This window comes from Pedobacter boryungensis, assembly GCF_013204825.1.
Classification (GTDB): domain Bacteria; phylum Bacteroidota; class Bacteroidia; order Sphingobacteriales; family Sphingobacteriaceae; genus Pedobacter; species Pedobacter boryungensis.
Map to the genome: position 1 here is coordinate 717,823 of NZ_JABMKV010000002.1, position 14,786 is coordinate 732,608.

Genomic DNA, 14,786 nt, shown 5'->3' on the forward strand with positions numbered 1-14,786 from the left:
CTTACATTATTAATGAAAATAGCACTGGCACAACTTAATTATCACATTGGTAATTTTGAATTAAATACACAGCGAATTATAGAAAATATAAATCTTGCAAAAGCTAAAGGCGCAGATCTGGTTGTGTTTGCGGAGTTGGCGATTTGCGGATATCCACCACGTGATTTTTTAGAGTTTACGGACTTTATTTTATTGTGTGAAGAAGCTGCTCAGCAAGTAGCGAAACATTGTGTCGATATTGCTTGTATTATTGGCTTGCCTATTAAAAATGATATTTTAGAGGGCAAAGATTTATATAATGCCGCTTATTTTATTGAGAATGGAAAGGTAAAGGTAGTCACGAAAAAAGCCTTATTGCCAACGTATGATGTTTTTGATGAATATCGTTATTTTGAACCAAACACTCAGTTTGAATGTATAGAGTTTAAAGGGAAAAAAATTGCATTAACTATTTGTGAGGATCTTTGGAACATAAATGATAATCCATTGTATGTTTCTTGTCCGATGGATGAATTGATTAAGCAGTCGCCTGATGTGATGATTAATATTGCTGCGTCTCCATTTAATTATCGTCATGATGAAGATCGAATTCAAGTATTAGCTGATAATGCTAGAAAGTATAATTTGCCTTTGTTTTATGTAAACCAGGTTGGTGCGCAAACGGAAATCATTTTTGATGGAGGATCTTTAGTATTTGACGAAACTGGAGAAGTGAAAGCAGAAATGAAATATTTTGAAGAAGATCTTCAGGTATTTGATTTGGATGAAATACAAAATGTAAAGAATAAATATCCCGCAGCGGAAAGAGCGAGTGACATTAGCCAAATTCACGATGCGTTGATTATGGGAATTCAAGATTATTTTAAAAAATCGGGATTTAGCAAAGCAGTTTTAGGTCTTTCTGGTGGAATAGATTCTGCAATTGTTTGCGCATTAGCTTGTCGTGCTTTAGGAGCAGAAAATGTTATGGCTGTGTTAATGCCGTCGAAATATTCATCAGATCATTCTATAAAAGATGCCTTAGATTTAGTAAATGCTACAGGTTGCAAACACGAAATTATAGCTATAAAAGAAGCCGCTACTGCATTTGATAGTATGTTGGCTAAGCCTTTTACAGGTTTGGAGCACAACTTAACGGAAGAAAATATTCAGGCACGTTGTCGTGGAATTGTATTAATGGCCATGTCTAATAAATTTGGATATATTTTGCTTAATACCTCTAATAAAAGCGAGTGTGCAGTTGGTTATGGCACTTTATATGGAGATATGTGTGGTGCAATTGGTGTAATTGGCGATGTGTACAAAACACAGATTTTTGAATTGGCACGCTATATCAATAAAGATGGGGAGGTTATTCCAGAGAATACGATTGTAAAACCACCTTCGGCAGAATTAAGACCAGATCAGAAGGATTCTGATTCTTTGCCAGATTATGGTGTTCTTGACCAAATTCTATTTCAGCATATCGAATTACAGAAGGGCTCAAAAGCAATTATAGCGCAAGGTTTTGATGAAGCTCTAGTGCATAGGGTTCTTAAAATGGTAAATCAAGCAGAGTTTAAACGTTACCAAACACCACCAATTTTAAGGGTTTCACCTAAAGCATTTGGCATGGGTAGAAGGATGCCTATTGTTGGAAAGTATATGGCTTAAGTAGTTTGTTTAATTGTTTTCTTTTTTAGGGATTGGATAAATAATATGGCTATGCCAATCATGATAGATACATCGGCTAAATTGAAAATGCCAGTTCTGAAGATGCCAAAATCTATATGGAGAAAATCTGTAACAGAGCCAAATACAATGCGATCATATACGTTGCCAATTCCACCGCCTATTAAAAAGCATAAGCCTATTTGCATTTCTCGTGATAAATTATTTTTATTAAGTAAATAAAATAAACCATAACCTAATACTAAAACTGGCAAAATGCTCAATAAAATAATGCGGACGGCTTCTGGTAAATTGTTTCCCGCACTTAAAAATGCACCAGTATTTTCTACTTTGGTTAAGATAAAATGATTTTTAATAATGCTGATATTCTCATCATAATCAATTTTCTGTCTTACAATACTTTTTGAAACTTGATCGCACCCAATATTTAATGCAACTATAGCTAAAAGCAAAATTAATCTTAGTGAGTTTTTCTTTTGCATGGTTATGCGGTAAGGTTTATTTTTTTACCCATTTTTTGTAAGGAATAACTAACGCCAATACAACTGCTAATACTGAAAATAATTTTGCTAATATATCTCCACTACTAACGTAAGTTGTTATCGAATCGTTTAGATTGATATCAGCTTTTAAAGCAGCTCGCGTCCACCATTTAGATTGTTGAACTATATCGCCGCGTTGATTAATAAAACCAGAAATACCCGTGTTTGCGGAGCGAACAACCCATCTACGTGTTTCGATGGCTCTTAATTTTGCATATAATAGGTGTTGTTCCTTACCAGAAGTATTTCCCCACCATCCATCATTTGTAATTATAGCAATGAATTGAGCTCCATTTTTTACAGATTCACCGATCCAATTGCCCCAAATAGATTCGTAGCAAATTACAGGAGCAACGCCTATTCCGCTTTGCGAATAAAAAACTGCCGGGTGTGCTTGCCAGCCATATCCAGAGGTGCTGCCGCCTAAATTCTCGAACACTGGAGCCAAAAAAGAAAACACTTTAGGGAAAGGCATTTTCTCTACGCCAGGTACTAATTTAGATTTATGGTAAACATCGATTGTTGCAGAGTTTTCTATTTGTAAAGCAGAATTAAAACTATCATAATACATTCCACTTTGAGTATGTTTTTTGGCTGAGATGGTCTCTTTGGTCGCGTACCATTTTACACTCTCAATTCCAGTTATAAGCGTTCCGTTTTTATATTTACTTAAAAATTGTTGTGCTTGTAAAAAGTCTGGATTGCTTCGAATTTTATCTTCATCTATGTAATTAGAAATAGCAGTTTCTGGCCAAATAAAATACTCAGTGTTTACTTGTCCAACAGAATCTGATAAATGAATAAGCGTTTGTAGGTGTTTATCTGCAGCTGCTGTCTCGTATTTTTCATAAGGATCAATATTGGGTTGAACCACTACAACATTAACTGGAACTGATTTTTCTTTATAAGTTGAATAGGTATACAATGAAAATGCGATAGGTAATGCGATTATCAATGCCCAGCTTAAGGTTGGCTTTAGCTTACTACTATTATTTTTCCAGGCTTTGTAAGCTTCAAATGCTAAAATATTACTTACTAAAATCCACAATGAACCGCCGTACACGCCTGTGTATTCGTACCATTGCGCTAATTGATGCATACCTGCAAATCCATTACCTAATGTCATCCATGGAAAAGCTAAATCCCAACTTTGGTGTAAGAATTCCATGGCAATGTAAAAGGAAACTAATCCTACATATGCAACATTGGCACTCACTTTCGTTTTTAATTGATAATACAGCCAAAATGCAAAAGTCATTAATAAAGCTCCTAAACCATACGGAATAAGTGATACCAATAAAGAAATAACTGCGCCAATAAAACCAGTATTAGAAGCACTTATCGCATTATAAACCCAATAAATACTCGCTGTATTCCACGTTAAAAAGGTCAAGCCAGCGGTTAAAAAAATGCGCTTGCCCGATTTAGATTGTTGCTGTTTTGCTATGTCATTTACGGCAATAAACAAAGGTACCAAGCCGACAAGTAATAACGGAGCTAGCCAAATATGAGGTGGCCAGGCCAGCCATAATAGTAGTGCACTTAATAGGGCAAGTAGATAGTTTTTCTTTAACATTGTCAATTACAAACTATCTAAAATATTTGCCTTTTTACTTTCGTATTCTTCTTGGGTGATTAACTGTTTATCGTATAATGTTTTCAGTTTTCTCAGTTTCAAAGTCGTTTCATCTTCTGGTTCTTCAAGTTGTACTTGCGGAATTACAACTGCTTCCTCAATTTCGATTGGTGTTTCGAATGTGCTTTGAGGAGTTTGCGGTACATTGATAGAAGAAGCGGAAGCACGATTTTCTTCTAATTTTTGTTGTCTTGTTAATTCTTTAAATGCTTCCAATTGCTCATTTGCCGCTTGATGTAATTTTCTAGCCTGTATTTTAGGAATAAACTCAGTCACAATATTTTCACCATGCTGCGGCACGCAAATAAATTTAGAACCAAAAAATTCTTCCTTAAAAGAAACCTCTTTAATGTTTTTCCAAGAAATGTCTTTGAAATTCATCGTTAAACCTAAATTTCCAGGCTCACAATAAAAAATGCGTTTATTGCTAATTGCAATACTATCTGGCAACAAATTTACAGCAGGTTTTTTTTGTACTGCTAAGTATAAAAGTTCTTCTCCACTGGTTAACAAATCATTTAATTTCCCAATTACTTTTTCTACAGCTTTTGGATCTTGTTCATCACTTAAAAATCTATCTATTGAAATCATTCTTTATCTTTTTTATGGTATTTATTCTTGTTTTTTATTCCTTTATCTTTTTCTACTTTCCCAGCAACACAAATTACGAATTCTCCTTTTAATATATTGTTTTCGAAATGTGATTTTATTTCTATAACGGTGCCACGAACAGTTTCTTCGTAAATTTTGGTCAATTCTCTACTTACAGATGCCTGTCTATCTTCACCTAAAAACGCTGCAAATTCTTCTAATGTTTTTAATAATCGATGCGGACTTTCATAAAAAATCATGGTTCGTTCTTCCTCAGCCAATAACTTCAAACGCGTTTGTCGCCCTTTCTTAACAGGAAGAAATCCTTCAAAAACAAATTGATCGCTTGGTAAACCCGAATTAACTAAAGCTGGTACAAAGGCTGTCGCCCCAGGCAAACAATTCACTTCTATTTCGTTTTTTAATGCTTCTCTAACTAAGAAAAAACCAGGATCGGAAATTGCGGGAGTACCTGCATCAGATACTAGAGCTACATTTTTACCTTCTTTTAAAAATTTGATAATTTCAGATGTTGCTTTATGCTCATTATGCTGGTGATGAGAATATGCTTTTTTATCAATACCAAAATGTTTCAGCATTGGTGCACTTGTACGGGTGTCTTCGGCCAAAATTATATCTGCTTCTTTCAAAATACGGATAGCCCTAAAGGTCATGTCCTCTAAATTTCCGATTGGTGTTGGTACGAGATAAAGTTTGCCTTCCATTTTTTTGTAATTTTTTTGGTTGCAGGTTACAGGTTATGTTTGAGTTGGAAAAACACACAACTCGTACTGATAACTCGTAACTCTTATTATCTTTGTGAAAAAATAAAATAATGCTGCAAGTTAACTATATCCGCGAAAATAGAGAGAAAGTTTTAGAGCGCTTAAATGTGCGTAATTTTAAACAACCCGAATTGGTAGATCAAATCATTTTCATTGATGAAGAACGTCGCCAAACTCAAAATTCGTTAGATAATCTTTCTGCAGCAGCAAATGCCGCCGCTAAACAAATTGGTGAATTAATGCGCTCTGGCAAAAAAGAAAAAGCGGAAGCGATAAAATCCCAAACTGCTTCTCAAAAAGAAAGTATTAAAACGCTTGGTGAAAAACTGACCGAACTAGAGCAAAATCAATTTAATTTACTTGTTCAATTACCTAATTTACCTCACGATTTGGTAAAACCTGGTACTACTCCAGAAGAAAATGAAGTAGTTTTAGTTCATGGTGAGCCAGCAAAATTACCTGTAGATGCAAAACCTCACTGGGAGTTGACGGCAAAATATGATATTATTGATTTTGAACTTGGTGTAAAAATAACTGGCGCAGGTTTCCCTGTTTATAAAGGAAAGGGAGCTCGTTTACAACGTGCTTTAATTAATTTTTTCTTAGATGAAGCTATTGCGGCTGGTTATAGAGAAATGCAAGTTCCTCATATGGTAAACGCAGCTTCTGGTTTTGGAACTGGTCAATTACCAGATAAAGAAGGACAAATGTATCATTCGACAGTTGATGATTTGTACTTAATACCAACAGCGGAAGTTCCAGTTACAAATTTATATCGTGATGTAATTTTAAAGGAAGAAGATTTACCAATTAAAAATACAGCTTATACGCCTTGTTTTAGAAGAGAGGCTGGTTCTTACGGTTCTCATGTACGTGGCCTAAATCGCTTGCATCAATTTGATAAAGTAGAATTGGTACAAGTTACTCACCCCGATAAATCTTACGAAACACTTGAAGAAATGAGTGCCTATGTTCAAGGGTTATTGCAAAAATTAGGATTACATTATCGTGTATTACGTTTGTGTGGCGGCGATATGGGTTTTGGTTCAGCTATGACGTATGATATGGAAACATGGAGTGCTTCTCAAGAACGTTGGCTAGAAGTTTCTTCTGTTTCAAATGTGGAAACTTTCCAAAGTAACCGTTCAAAAATCCGTTTTAAAGGTAAGGAAGGTAAAACTCAATTAGCGCACACCTTAAATGGAAGTGCTTTGGCTTTACCGAGAATTGTAGCCTCAATTTTAGAAAATTATCAGACAGAAAAAGGTATCGTTATTCCAGAAATATTGAGAAAATATACCGGATTTGATATTATAGATTAAAATTATCGCATTACGTATAAGGGCATTGTAAGATTGCTTCGTGCCTCGCAATGACGAAACTGCTTAAAATGAAAAAGTCCCTCAATAAATCGGGGGACTTTTTCTATATATAGGATTGTGTAAATTCTTATAAAATTAAAATCAACAATAAAATGATGATGATAATTGCACCAACTGAAAGATAAACACCACCAGACATAGCACGAGCTTTATCTTTCATTTCTTTCAATTCTTTACGTAATTCTCTTTTCTCTGTTCTAGTTAAGTTAGATTTATCCATTTTGCGGATTTCTTCAACTCTGTTTACAATTTTTTCAAACTGTACTTTTTGTTCAGCAGTCATTTCTGCTTTTGGGTCTTTTTTGTTGTCAGCTGCCGAAGCAGTATTAGCACTAATTCCCAATGTGAAAATTAGAACAAGAGAGTAAATAAATTTTTTCATGTGATTTTGATTTAAAGGTTAATTAATTAGTAAGATAACAAAAAACCTACCAATATGTTTGGTAGGTCTTAAAAACGCTATTAAATTTAAAAAAAATTACCTATTTAATTTCAAAAACTGCGTTTACAGTAAAATTTAGCTTTATTTTTTTGAAATCAATTTCTTGAGCAGGCGCAGCATCAGCCATTTCTGCTTTCATCATGTAATTTCTGTATATAGGTTGTATTACATTATCGCCACCATCTTGTATTTCTAATACACTACCCAACTTTTCACCTAGCGCAGTTACCATATAATTGGCCTTATCTCTAGCCGCTAATAATGCTTTTATTTTAAGCTCTTTTTTTAGCGTTTCCATTTTGCTATAATCATAGCTTTCTATGTTTGTACTAGCAATGCCTTTTGCGTCAATCGCATTTATAATCTCATTAAATTTGTTTAAATCACTTACTTTTAAACGGTATTGTTTGCTCGCTAAAAAATCAGGATTTTTCTTTTTCTCAGTTGCAAAATTATAGCTCGATACATTGTTAATCATCAAATCCTCTTTAGCAATTCCTGCTTTTAAAACCGCATTATACAATTGATTTTCTAACTCAGTAATCTCTACTCTTTTTTTACTGTTGTTATCTTTAAAATACTCTTTTAAAGAAATACCGATATAAATAATATCTGGTGTAACTTCGGTTTCTGCCGAACCGCTTACATTAATCTTCTTTCTTAAATCTACTTGTTGAGCCATGGCACTTACACTAAATAAGGCAACAATGGCTAGGGCTATTAAATTTTTCATGTTATAATATTTAATTTGTGTGTTATACAAATCAGATGTAAAAACCGTACCAATTCCACAGACTTAATTTTATTTTTAATTTTTAAATAACTAAGATGCAGATCATCAGTATCTTAAAATAGATATGCTTTTTTTTGAAAAGGGTAGGTAGCACTACTATTTTAGGATAGTCCTTCTTTCCACTAAATCTTCTCGCAAAAGCTCAAAGGATATCGTTTCAATAAGGTTTATGAAACAATGTTCCTCATTCTAATGAACAACAAAGTGCTTCAAGGATAAACGTAAAGCTATCAGAATAAGAGCGAAAGAATTAATCTGGCCTATCTACCTGATACACAAAATTTAATTTAACAGGCTCACCATAATAGGCAACTTCCAACTCTCCAATTTTTTTAGCGCCTAATTTTTCTGTAGCCTTTTGCGAACGGAAATTAGTTTCGCCAATGTGTAAAATTATTTTGTCTACAAATTGAAAAGCATACGCAAACATTAAGTTCTTTAACGCTTTATTATGTCCTTTTCCCCAATAATCTCGTCCAATGAAAGTATAACCAACAGCTATCGAGCTATTTTCTTCATCTAAATCATAATACCTAGAGCTACCAATAATTCTATCGGTTTCTTTTTCATACACTAAAAAAGCACCTTTAGATTCCATGGCACCTTTAAAGAAATTTTGAAATACTTCTCTTTGATATCGATTTTTGTTTGGATGTTGTTCCCAGATCAAAGGATCAGATGCTACAGCATACAACTTTTCAAAATCATCTTCTTGTAAAGGAACAATCTTGATCAATTCATTTTCAAGTGTGGGTTGTAAATTGAAATCCATACTTATTTGCTGAGTTTTTTAATTGGTTTTAATAACAATTTCTTAAACTCAACTTCAGCACCTTCAGCTTGTAAGGCAATTTGTCCTTTATCTACTGTGCAGTTTGTTCCTTCATTAACTAAAACACCATTTACCCAAACTTTAACAGCATTATTAAAACATTCAATTACCATCGTGTTCCATTCGCCTAAAGGTTTTTCACTTCCATCTGTTAGGTTTTTAATTCTGCGTAGTTTATTTCCGTTAACACCCCAATTTTCCTTTGGCCCACGACGAGCTTCCATATCTGGAACAGTAATATCTTCTTCAATACACCAAAAATCACCTGCATCTTGATGTTGCATTTGCACTTCTAATGATTTTGGAAACATTCCGTACAATGCTCTTGGAGTAGAAGCATGAATTAAAACGCCACAATTTCCAGGTTTTCCCGCAAAGCGATATTCAACTTCTAAACGATAATTTTGATAAATAGCATCCGTAATTAAATGACCACGTGGATCGCCTAAACTAACTAACATTCCATTCCTTACTATAAAAGCATCTGGGGTTTTTGGATCTTTATCTTTAGCTGGTACATCAGCATGCCAGCCGCTTAGAGTTTTTCCGTCAAAAAGACTTTTTTGTTGAGCAAATGCTGAAGAAATAGATAATGAAATTACGATAGCAACAAGGATGAGCTTGAATTTTTGCATGATTTTTATAGTTGGTCTTCTCAAATATAATCATCTAAATTAAAAAAGCCATTTAGGTATTAAACTAAATGGCTTTGATATATTGAGTTTTATTTTGATTAATCCTCTACAGTTTCATTATTTATTCCAACCTCATCTTTCACTTCTTCTTTAAAATAACGTTTTTGGAATATTAAAATCGCAATTACACCAACAGAAATTGCCGCATCTGCTAAATTAAATACCGGACGGAAGAACTCAAATGACTCGTTTCCCCATATCGGAAACCAAGATGGAAAAGTTCCTTTAACGATTGGGAAATAAAGCATATCAACTACTCTTCCATGGAAAAGGGTTTCATATTTATAAATTACTCCATAAAATACTGAATCAATAATATTGCCTAATGCTCCAGCAAAAATTAAAGCTACATTTAAAATTAAGCCACGGTGATATTTGCGTTTAATTAGATAATGCAATCCATATCCAATTCCAATTACTGCAAGCACTCTAAATAAGGATAAAGCTAGTTTGCCGAATTCACCACCAAACTCTAATCCAAATGCCATACCGTTATTTTCGGTAAAATGGATAATAAACCAATCGCCAATAATTTTAAATTCCTGACCTAAAAACATGTGTGTTTTAATCCAAGTTTTTAAAACCTGATCAGCAATTAAAACCAGAAAAATAAGTAGTAAGGGTTTTGTATAGCCTTTCATTAACCTTGTTTCAATTTAGCTTCCATACTCAATGTAGCGTGGGGTACAGCACGTAAGCGTTCTTTTTGTATCAATTTTCCAGTTTCTCTGCAGATACCGTACGTTTTATTTTCGATGCGGACCAAAGCAGCTTCTAAATTATCAATAAACTTTTTTTGACGAGCTGCTAATTGATTGATTTGTTCTTTTTCTAAAGTTGCAGAACCATCTTCTAATGTTTTATAAGCACCAGAAGTATCTTCTGTGCCGTGAGAATTTGGGTTGCTTAACGATGAGGTAAGTGAAAGAAACTCTTCTCTTGAACTTTTTAGTTTTCCTTGGATCAGCTCTTTAAACTCTTGTAGTTCGCTATCAGAGTAGCGGGTTTTTTCAGTTTTTTCCATATTATTTATTGTTTTGCAATCGAAATTTGTAGTTCAACATCTTCGATTACTATTTTGTTTCCATTATCTATGTTTTCGGAGAGAATTAAATCATCAGCTAATATTTCTGCGCAAATGTAGGCTTTGTTTTGCATTACTGCATCTCCCAATATATTATCCTGTTGTAAATTTACCGTAATGCGATCTGTAACCTCAAAATTTAACTCTTTTCTTAGGTTTTGAATACGATTAATTAATTCACGAGATAATCCTTCCTGTTTTAACTCTGTTGTAATACTTACATCTAAAGCAACAGTTAAATTGCCTAAATTGGTTACTTGCCAACCTGGAATATCCTCTGCTATAATTTCTACATCACTTAAAACAATACTGTAGCTTGTGTTAGGTATTGAAATAGAACCTTCTTTTTCAAATTTGGCTAATTCCTCTTGTGATATATTTTGAATAGCTTCAGTTACCAATTTCATATCCTTACCAACTTTTGCTCCTAAAGCTTTAAAGTTTGGTTTGATTTTCTTTTTGATTAGTCCAGCTGTATCTGTAATGAAATCTATTTCTTTGATATTGGTTTCTGATAAAATTAAATCTTTTACCAGCTCAACCTTTACTTGGAAATTATCATCCAATACAGGAATTAAAACTTTTGCCAATGGCTGACGAACATTGATGCCCATTTTCTTTCTCAATGATAAAACCATCGATGAAATATTTTGAGCCAATTCCATTCTTTCATTTAAATCATAGTCGATTAAAGTCTCATCAACTTCATTCCAAATCGTTAAATGAACAGATTTTGCAGTATGAACTGTCGGATTTGCCTCGGTTAATCGGATATATAACCAATCTGCAAAGAACGGTGCAACTGGACTCATGATTTGCGAAATGGTCATTAAACAAGTAAACAAAGTTTCGTAAGCGGCTTTTTTGTCTTCTGTCATTTCACCTTTCCAGAAACGGCGGCGAGATAAACGGATATACCAATTACTTAAATGTTCATCAACAAAAGTTTGAATTGCTCTAGCTGCTTTTGTAGGTTCATAAGCTGCATAACTTTCATCAACTTCTTTAATCAAGGTTTGAAGTAATGATAAAATCCAACGGTCTAGTTCGCTTCTTTGTGCAATTGGAGTTTGATTTTCTAAATCGATTTCAAACTTGTCGATATTTGCATAAAGCGCAAAGAATGAATATGTATTGTAAAGCGTTCCGAAAAATTTACGGCGAACCTCATCTAATCCATCTAAGCTAAATTTCAAGTTGTCCCAAGGTGAAGCATTTGAAATCATATACCAACGTGTTGCATCAGCACTATAAATATCAATTGTACTAAATGGGTCAACAGCATTGCCCAAACGTTTAGACATTTTATTGCCATTTTTATCTAACACTAATCCGTTAGAAACCACATTTTTATAAGCAACACCTAAGTTATTTACGTGTTTATTGATGGTTTTAATTTCATCGCTGCTTTCGCTTAACATTACAGCAATAGCGTGTAAAGTAAAGAACCAACCACGAGTTTGGTCAACACCTTCAGCTATAAAATCTGCTGGATAAGCGTTTTCAAATTCTTCTTTATTTTCAAAAGGGAAGTGCCATTGTGCATAAGGCATTGCACCGCTATCAAACCAAACATCAATAAGATCTAGTTCGCGGGTCATTTTTTCACCTTTGGTTGAAGTTAAAATTACATCATCAACATAAGGGCGGTGCATATCTTTTAGCTCGAATTCTGCGGGCATAAAGCCAGCATCGATAGATTTTTTGATTTCTGCATTTAGCTCTGCTATAGAACCGATACATTTTTCTTCCAAACCATCCGCTGTGCGCCAAATTGGTAAAGGTGTGCCCCAATAACGCGAACGAGATAAATTCCAGTCCACCAAGTTTTCTAACCAGTTGCCAAAACGACCTGTTCCAGTTGCTTCAGGTTTCCAGTTGATGGTTTTATTCAACTCTACCATTTTCTCTTTTACAGCTGTAGTTTTGATAAACCAACTATCCAATGGATAATATAAAACTGGTTTATCTGTACGCCAGCAATGTGGGTAGGTGTGAACGTATTTTTCTACTTTAAAGGCTTTATTTTCTTCTTTTAATTGAATGGCAAGTTCTACATCTACAGATTTTTCGGGAGCTTCGCCTTCGTTATAATATTCGTTTTTAACGTATTTACCTCCGTAATTACCACCTAAAGAAGCGATAAATTTTCCTTGTAAATCTACCAAAGGAACAGCATTGCCCTTGTCATCTAAAACCAACATTGGTGGAACTTCTGGCGTTGCCAATTTAGCAACTCGAGCATCGTCTGCACCAAAAGTAGGAGCAGTGTGCACAATACCAGTTCCATCTTCTGTAGTTACGAAATCGCCTGAAATTACTCTAAAAGCATTTTCTGGATTTTGGTATGGCAATGCATAAGGTAATAATTGTTCGTATTTGATGCCGACTAAATCTGCCCCCATAAACTCACCTAATATTGCATATGGGATTTTTTTGTCTTCAGCTTTGTAATTAGTAAAATCTTCATCGCCTTCGGCTAAAAAGTATTTGCCAGCAAATTGTTTACCAACTAAAGCTTTTGCCAAGATAACTTGGATTGGCTCAAACGTATATTGATTAAAAGTTTTAACTAAAACATAGTCTATTTTTGGACCGACAGTTAGAGCGGTATTACTTGGTAAAGTCCAAGGTGTGGTTGTCCAGGCTAGAAAGTGAACTGCTCCAAAACCTTTTAAAGCTTGGGGTAAAGTTTCATCAATAGCTTTAAATTGAGCAACAATAGTTGTATCACTTACATCGCGATAAGTTCCAGGTTGGTTCAGTTCGTGAGAACTTAATCCTGTTCCTGCAGCAGGCGAATAAGGTTGTACGGTATATCCTTTGTATAATAATCCTTTTTCGTAGAACGATTTTAAGATCCACCAAAGAGTTTCAATATATTCATTGTGATAGGTAACGTAAGGATTTTGTAAATCAACCCAATAACCCATTTTTTCGGTTAGGTCGTTCCATACGTCTGTATAACGCATTACCTCTTCTTTACAAGCAGAATTGTATTCTTCTACAGAGATTTTTTTTCCAATATCGTCTTTAGTAATGCCTAATTTTTTCTCAACTGCAAGTTCAATCGGAAGTCCATGGGTATCCCATCCGCCTTTGCGTTTAACTTGGTAACCTTTAAGTGTTTTATAACGACAAAAAATATCTTTAATAGCACGAGCCATTACGTGGTGAATACCAGGCATTCCGTTTGCAGAAGGCGGTCCTTCGTAAAAAGTAAAAGGCTTAGCTTTTGAGCGAGTTGAAATGCTTTTTTCAAATATCATTTCCTCTTTCCAAAACTTAAGTATTTCTTCTCCTATTTTAGCTAGTTCTAAAGTTTTAAATTCCCTATACATCAATCAAGTATCTCCAAAAATTAAAGGATGCAAAGCTAAGGTTTTAGAATGAATTTTGGTAGTTTTGAAGTCAATTTGTTTTATGGAAAAAAGACTAAAAACCGGACTAATATTTATGGTTGCTGCAGTGGTGCTGATGCCTGCTGCAATTTTGCTTAAAAACAGTAATCAAGAATTAACAATTGCTGTTTTAATTTTTACCATGTTGTTAGAACTTATTGGGTTGATATTTGTTATTATGAGCATAGTTAGAAGAAAAAGAATCTAATATCTCATCACAATGATAAAAGTATTGAAATTACGAAAAGCTGTAATTGCCATTATTCTTGGCATAATAGCATTAGTTGTAGCTCAAATTATGAGTAGCAAACGTGTAACAGGAAGTAGTTATGTGCTTGGTCTTTCTGGGTTTCTTTTAATTATTGGAGCATTACTTTTTCTATATCCAATTCTATTTGCTAAAAAAATAGATAATGACGGAAAGGTAGTTGAACTTACGCCGGTTGAAAAAGATCCACTGGAGGGAGAGAGTGTAGTTTAGCTTATTTAATGTGAGTTAAATTTTTCCAATCTTCTGCTGACATTTCAAACTTTATTTCACCTTTTCCGTGTGTTCCAATTACTTTCCAACCAGCTTTTTTATAGAATTTTTCAGCTCTAGTATTTGGTGAAGTTCCAAGCCAAACATTAAAGCTTCTTTGAGTGAAATACCAATCTAACATCATATCATGAAGTTTTCTTCCAATCCCTTGTCCTTCAAATTCAGGAAGTAAAAATAATGCCCAAATGTTATTTTCTTTTAAATCTACGATTGAAAAACCTACAATTTTATTGTTAATTTCACATACCCATCCTTTGCCTCTATTTAAGATATAATCTTCAACATCAACATCAGGTACTAAATTAGGATTAGATAAAACATTTTCTTTAACCGAATTTCTAACGAATTGGATTTGTTTAATGTCTTGTATGGTCGCTTCCCTAAAAATCAT

16 protein-coding genes are annotated in these 14,786 nt (G+C 34.1%); 4 read left to right on the forward strand and 12 right to left on the reverse strand.

Translation table 11 applies throughout. The annotated features are described in order from the left end of the window. The first annotated feature begins 12 nt into the window (after window positions 1-12). A complete protein-coding gene (locus tag HQN85_RS09725) occupies window positions 13-1,653 on the forward strand; it encodes an NAD+ synthase (protein ID WP_173271649.1) in 1,641 nt (546 codons plus the stop codon). Here HQN85_RS09725 and lspA read toward each other — a convergent pair. From lspA to rsmI, 4 genes are read right to left on the reverse strand one after another with little or no spacing between them, the layout of a single operon-like run. Then, window positions 1,650-2,153 carry a signal peptidase II gene (gene lspA / locus HQN85_RS09730; RefSeq protein WP_173271651.1) on the reverse strand — a complete coding sequence of 168 codons (504 nt, stop codon included), beginning with the start codon at window positions 2,151-2,153 and terminating at the stop codon, window positions 1,650-1,652. The genes HQN85_RS09725 and lspA overlap by 4 nt on opposite strands. Window positions 2,154-2,169: 16 nt before the next feature. Continuing rightward, entirely contained in the window at window positions 2,170-3,789 is a 1,620-nt protein-coding gene (gene lnt, locus HQN85_RS09735; protein ID WP_173271653.1) for an apolipoprotein N-acyltransferase, read from the reverse strand. A gap of 6 nt (window positions 3,790-3,795) precedes the next feature. After that, a complete protein-coding gene (locus tag HQN85_RS09740) occupies window positions 3,796-4,440 on the reverse strand; it encodes a PH domain-containing protein (RefSeq protein WP_173271655.1) in 645 nt (214 codons plus the stop codon). Then, complete coding sequence (gene rsmI, locus HQN85_RS09745; protein WP_173271657.1) at window positions 4,437-5,165, reverse strand: 16S rRNA (cytidine(1402)-2'-O)-methyltransferase; 729 nt, start codon at window positions 5,163-5,165, stop codon at window positions 4,437-4,439. The genes HQN85_RS09740 and rsmI overlap by 4 nt, the downstream gene beginning before the upstream one ends. Window positions 5,166-5,275: 110 nt before the next feature. Here rsmI and serS point away from each other — a divergent pair, with 110 nt between their 5' ends. Next, the gene (gene serS / locus HQN85_RS09750; RefSeq protein WP_173271659.1) at window positions 5,276-6,547 is read left to right on the forward strand and encodes a serine--tRNA ligase; all 1,272 of its coding nucleotides are present in this window, start codon (window positions 5,276-5,278) and stop codon (window positions 6,545-6,547) included. A 127-nt stretch (window positions 6,548-6,674) separates the two neighbouring features. Here the strand turns inward: serS and HQN85_RS09755 are convergent, their stop codons facing one another. From HQN85_RS09755 to ileS, 7 genes are all read right to left on the reverse strand, one after another. Beyond that, window positions 6,675-6,989: a hypothetical protein gene (locus HQN85_RS09755; RefSeq protein WP_173271661.1), complete on the reverse strand. Its 315-nt coding sequence runs from the start codon at window positions 6,987-6,989 to the stop codon at window positions 6,675-6,677. Between the two features lie 100 nt (window positions 6,990-7,089). Further along, window positions 7,090-7,782, reverse strand: a complete 693-nt coding sequence (locus tag HQN85_RS09760; RefSeq protein WP_173271663.1) for an SIMPL domain-containing protein — start codon at window positions 7,780-7,782, stop codon at window positions 7,090-7,092. A gap of 310 nt (window positions 7,783-8,092) precedes the next feature. After that, window positions 8,093-8,614: a GNAT family N-acetyltransferase gene (locus tag HQN85_RS09765; RefSeq protein WP_173271665.1), complete on the reverse strand. Its 522-nt coding sequence runs from the start codon at window positions 8,612-8,614 to the stop codon at window positions 8,093-8,095. Between the two features lie 2 nt (window positions 8,615-8,616). Further along, entirely contained in the window at window positions 8,617-9,309 is a 693-nt protein-coding gene (locus HQN85_RS09770; protein WP_173271667.1) for a 3-keto-disaccharide hydrolase, read from the reverse strand. Between the two features lie 98 nt (window positions 9,310-9,407). Continuing rightward, on the reverse strand, window positions 9,408-10,010 hold the full coding sequence (locus HQN85_RS09775; RefSeq protein ID WP_173271669.1) for a lipoprotein signal peptidase: 603 nt from the start codon (window positions 10,008-10,010) through the stop codon (window positions 9,408-9,410). Continuing rightward, on the reverse strand, window positions 10,010-10,393 hold the full coding sequence (locus HQN85_RS09780; protein ID WP_173271671.1) for a TraR/DksA family transcriptional regulator: 384 nt from the start codon (window positions 10,391-10,393) through the stop codon (window positions 10,010-10,012). The genes HQN85_RS09775 and HQN85_RS09780 overlap by 1 nt, the downstream gene beginning before the upstream one ends. A gap of 5 nt (window positions 10,394-10,398) precedes the next feature. After that, on the reverse strand, window positions 10,399-13,794 hold the full coding sequence (ileS, locus tag HQN85_RS09785; protein WP_173271673.1) for an isoleucine--tRNA ligase: 3,396 nt from the start codon (window positions 13,792-13,794) through the stop codon (window positions 10,399-10,401). A gap of 82 nt (window positions 13,795-13,876) precedes the next feature. Between ileS and HQN85_RS09790 the strand changes: the two genes are divergently transcribed. Together HQN85_RS09790 and HQN85_RS09795 are read left to right on the forward strand one after the other, a co-directional pair. Then, the gene (locus tag HQN85_RS09790) at window positions 13,877-14,062 is read left to right on the forward strand and encodes a hypothetical protein (RefSeq protein WP_173271675.1); all 186 of its coding nucleotides are present in this window, start codon (window positions 13,877-13,879) and stop codon (window positions 14,060-14,062) included. A gap of 12 nt (window positions 14,063-14,074) precedes the next feature. After that, a complete protein-coding gene (locus HQN85_RS09795) occupies window positions 14,075-14,335 on the forward strand; it encodes an isoleucyl-tRNA synthetase (protein ID WP_173271677.1) in 261 nt (86 codons plus the stop codon). Between the two features lies 1 nt (window position 14,336). On the opposite strand, the gene HQN85_RS09800 is transcribed toward HQN85_RS09795, so the two are convergent. After that, the gene (locus HQN85_RS09800) at window positions 14,337-14,786 is read right to left on the reverse strand and encodes a GNAT family N-acetyltransferase (protein WP_173271678.1); all 450 of its coding nucleotides are present in this window, start codon (window positions 14,784-14,786) and stop codon (window positions 14,337-14,339) included.

What these genes read in the sequence shown, in the direction of transcription:
- HQN85_RS09780 (WP_173271671.1), bottom strand. Translation starts at nt 10,393, where the DNA reads ATGGAAAAAACTGAAAAAACCCGCTACTCTGATAGCGAACTACAAGAG.
- ileS (WP_173271673.1), bottom strand. Translation starts at nt 13,794, where the DNA reads ATGTATAGGGAATTTAAAACTTTAGAACTAGCTAAAATAGGAGAAGAA.
- HQN85_RS09760 (WP_173271663.1), bottom strand. Translation starts at nt 7,782, where the DNA reads ATGAAAAATTTAATAGCCCTAGCCATTGTTGCCTTATTTAGTGTAAGT.
- lspA (WP_173271651.1), bottom strand. Translation starts at nt 2,153, where the DNA reads ATGCAAAAGAAAAACTCACTAAGATTAATTTTGCTTTTAGCTATAGTT.
- HQN85_RS09775 (WP_173271669.1), bottom strand. Translation starts at nt 10,010, where the DNA reads ATGAAAGGCTATACAAAACCCTTACTACTTATTTTTCTGGTTTTAATT.
- HQN85_RS09755 (WP_173271661.1), bottom strand. Translation starts at nt 6,989, where the DNA reads ATGAAAAAATTTATTTACTCTCTTGTTCTAATTTTCACATTGGGAATT.
- HQN85_RS09790 (WP_173271675.1), top strand. Translation starts at nt 13,877, where the DNA reads ATGGAAAAAAGACTAAAAACCGGACTAATATTTATGGTTGCTGCAGTG.
- HQN85_RS09725 (WP_173271649.1), top strand. Translation starts at nt 13, where the DNA reads ATGAAAATAGCACTGGCACAACTTAATTATCACATTGGTAATTTTGAA.
- HQN85_RS09740 (WP_173271655.1), bottom strand. Translation starts at nt 4,440, where the DNA reads ATGATTTCAATAGATAGATTTTTAAGTGATGAACAAGATCCAAAAGCT.
- HQN85_RS09795 (WP_173271677.1), top strand. Translation starts at nt 14,075, where the DNA reads ATGATAAAAGTATTGAAATTACGAAAAGCTGTAATTGCCATTATTCTT.
- serS (WP_173271659.1), top strand. Translation starts at nt 5,276, where the DNA reads ATGCTGCAAGTTAACTATATCCGCGAAAATAGAGAGAAAGTTTTAGAG.
- HQN85_RS09800 (WP_173271678.1), bottom strand. Translation starts at nt 14,786, where the DNA reads ATGATTTTTAGGGAAGCGACCATACAAGACATTAAACAAATCCAATTC.
- lnt (WP_173271653.1), bottom strand. Translation starts at nt 3,789, where the DNA reads ATGTTAAAGAAAAACTATCTACTTGCCCTATTAAGTGCACTACTATTA.
- HQN85_RS09765 (WP_173271665.1), bottom strand. Translation starts at nt 8,614, where the DNA reads ATGGATTTCAATTTACAACCCACACTTGAAAATGAATTGATCAAGATT.
- rsmI (WP_173271657.1), bottom strand. Translation starts at nt 5,165, where the DNA reads ATGGAAGGCAAACTTTATCTCGTACCAACACCAATCGGAAATTTAGAG.
- HQN85_RS09770 (WP_173271667.1), bottom strand. Translation starts at nt 9,309, where the DNA reads ATGCAAAAATTCAAGCTCATCCTTGTTGCTATCGTAATTTCATTATCT.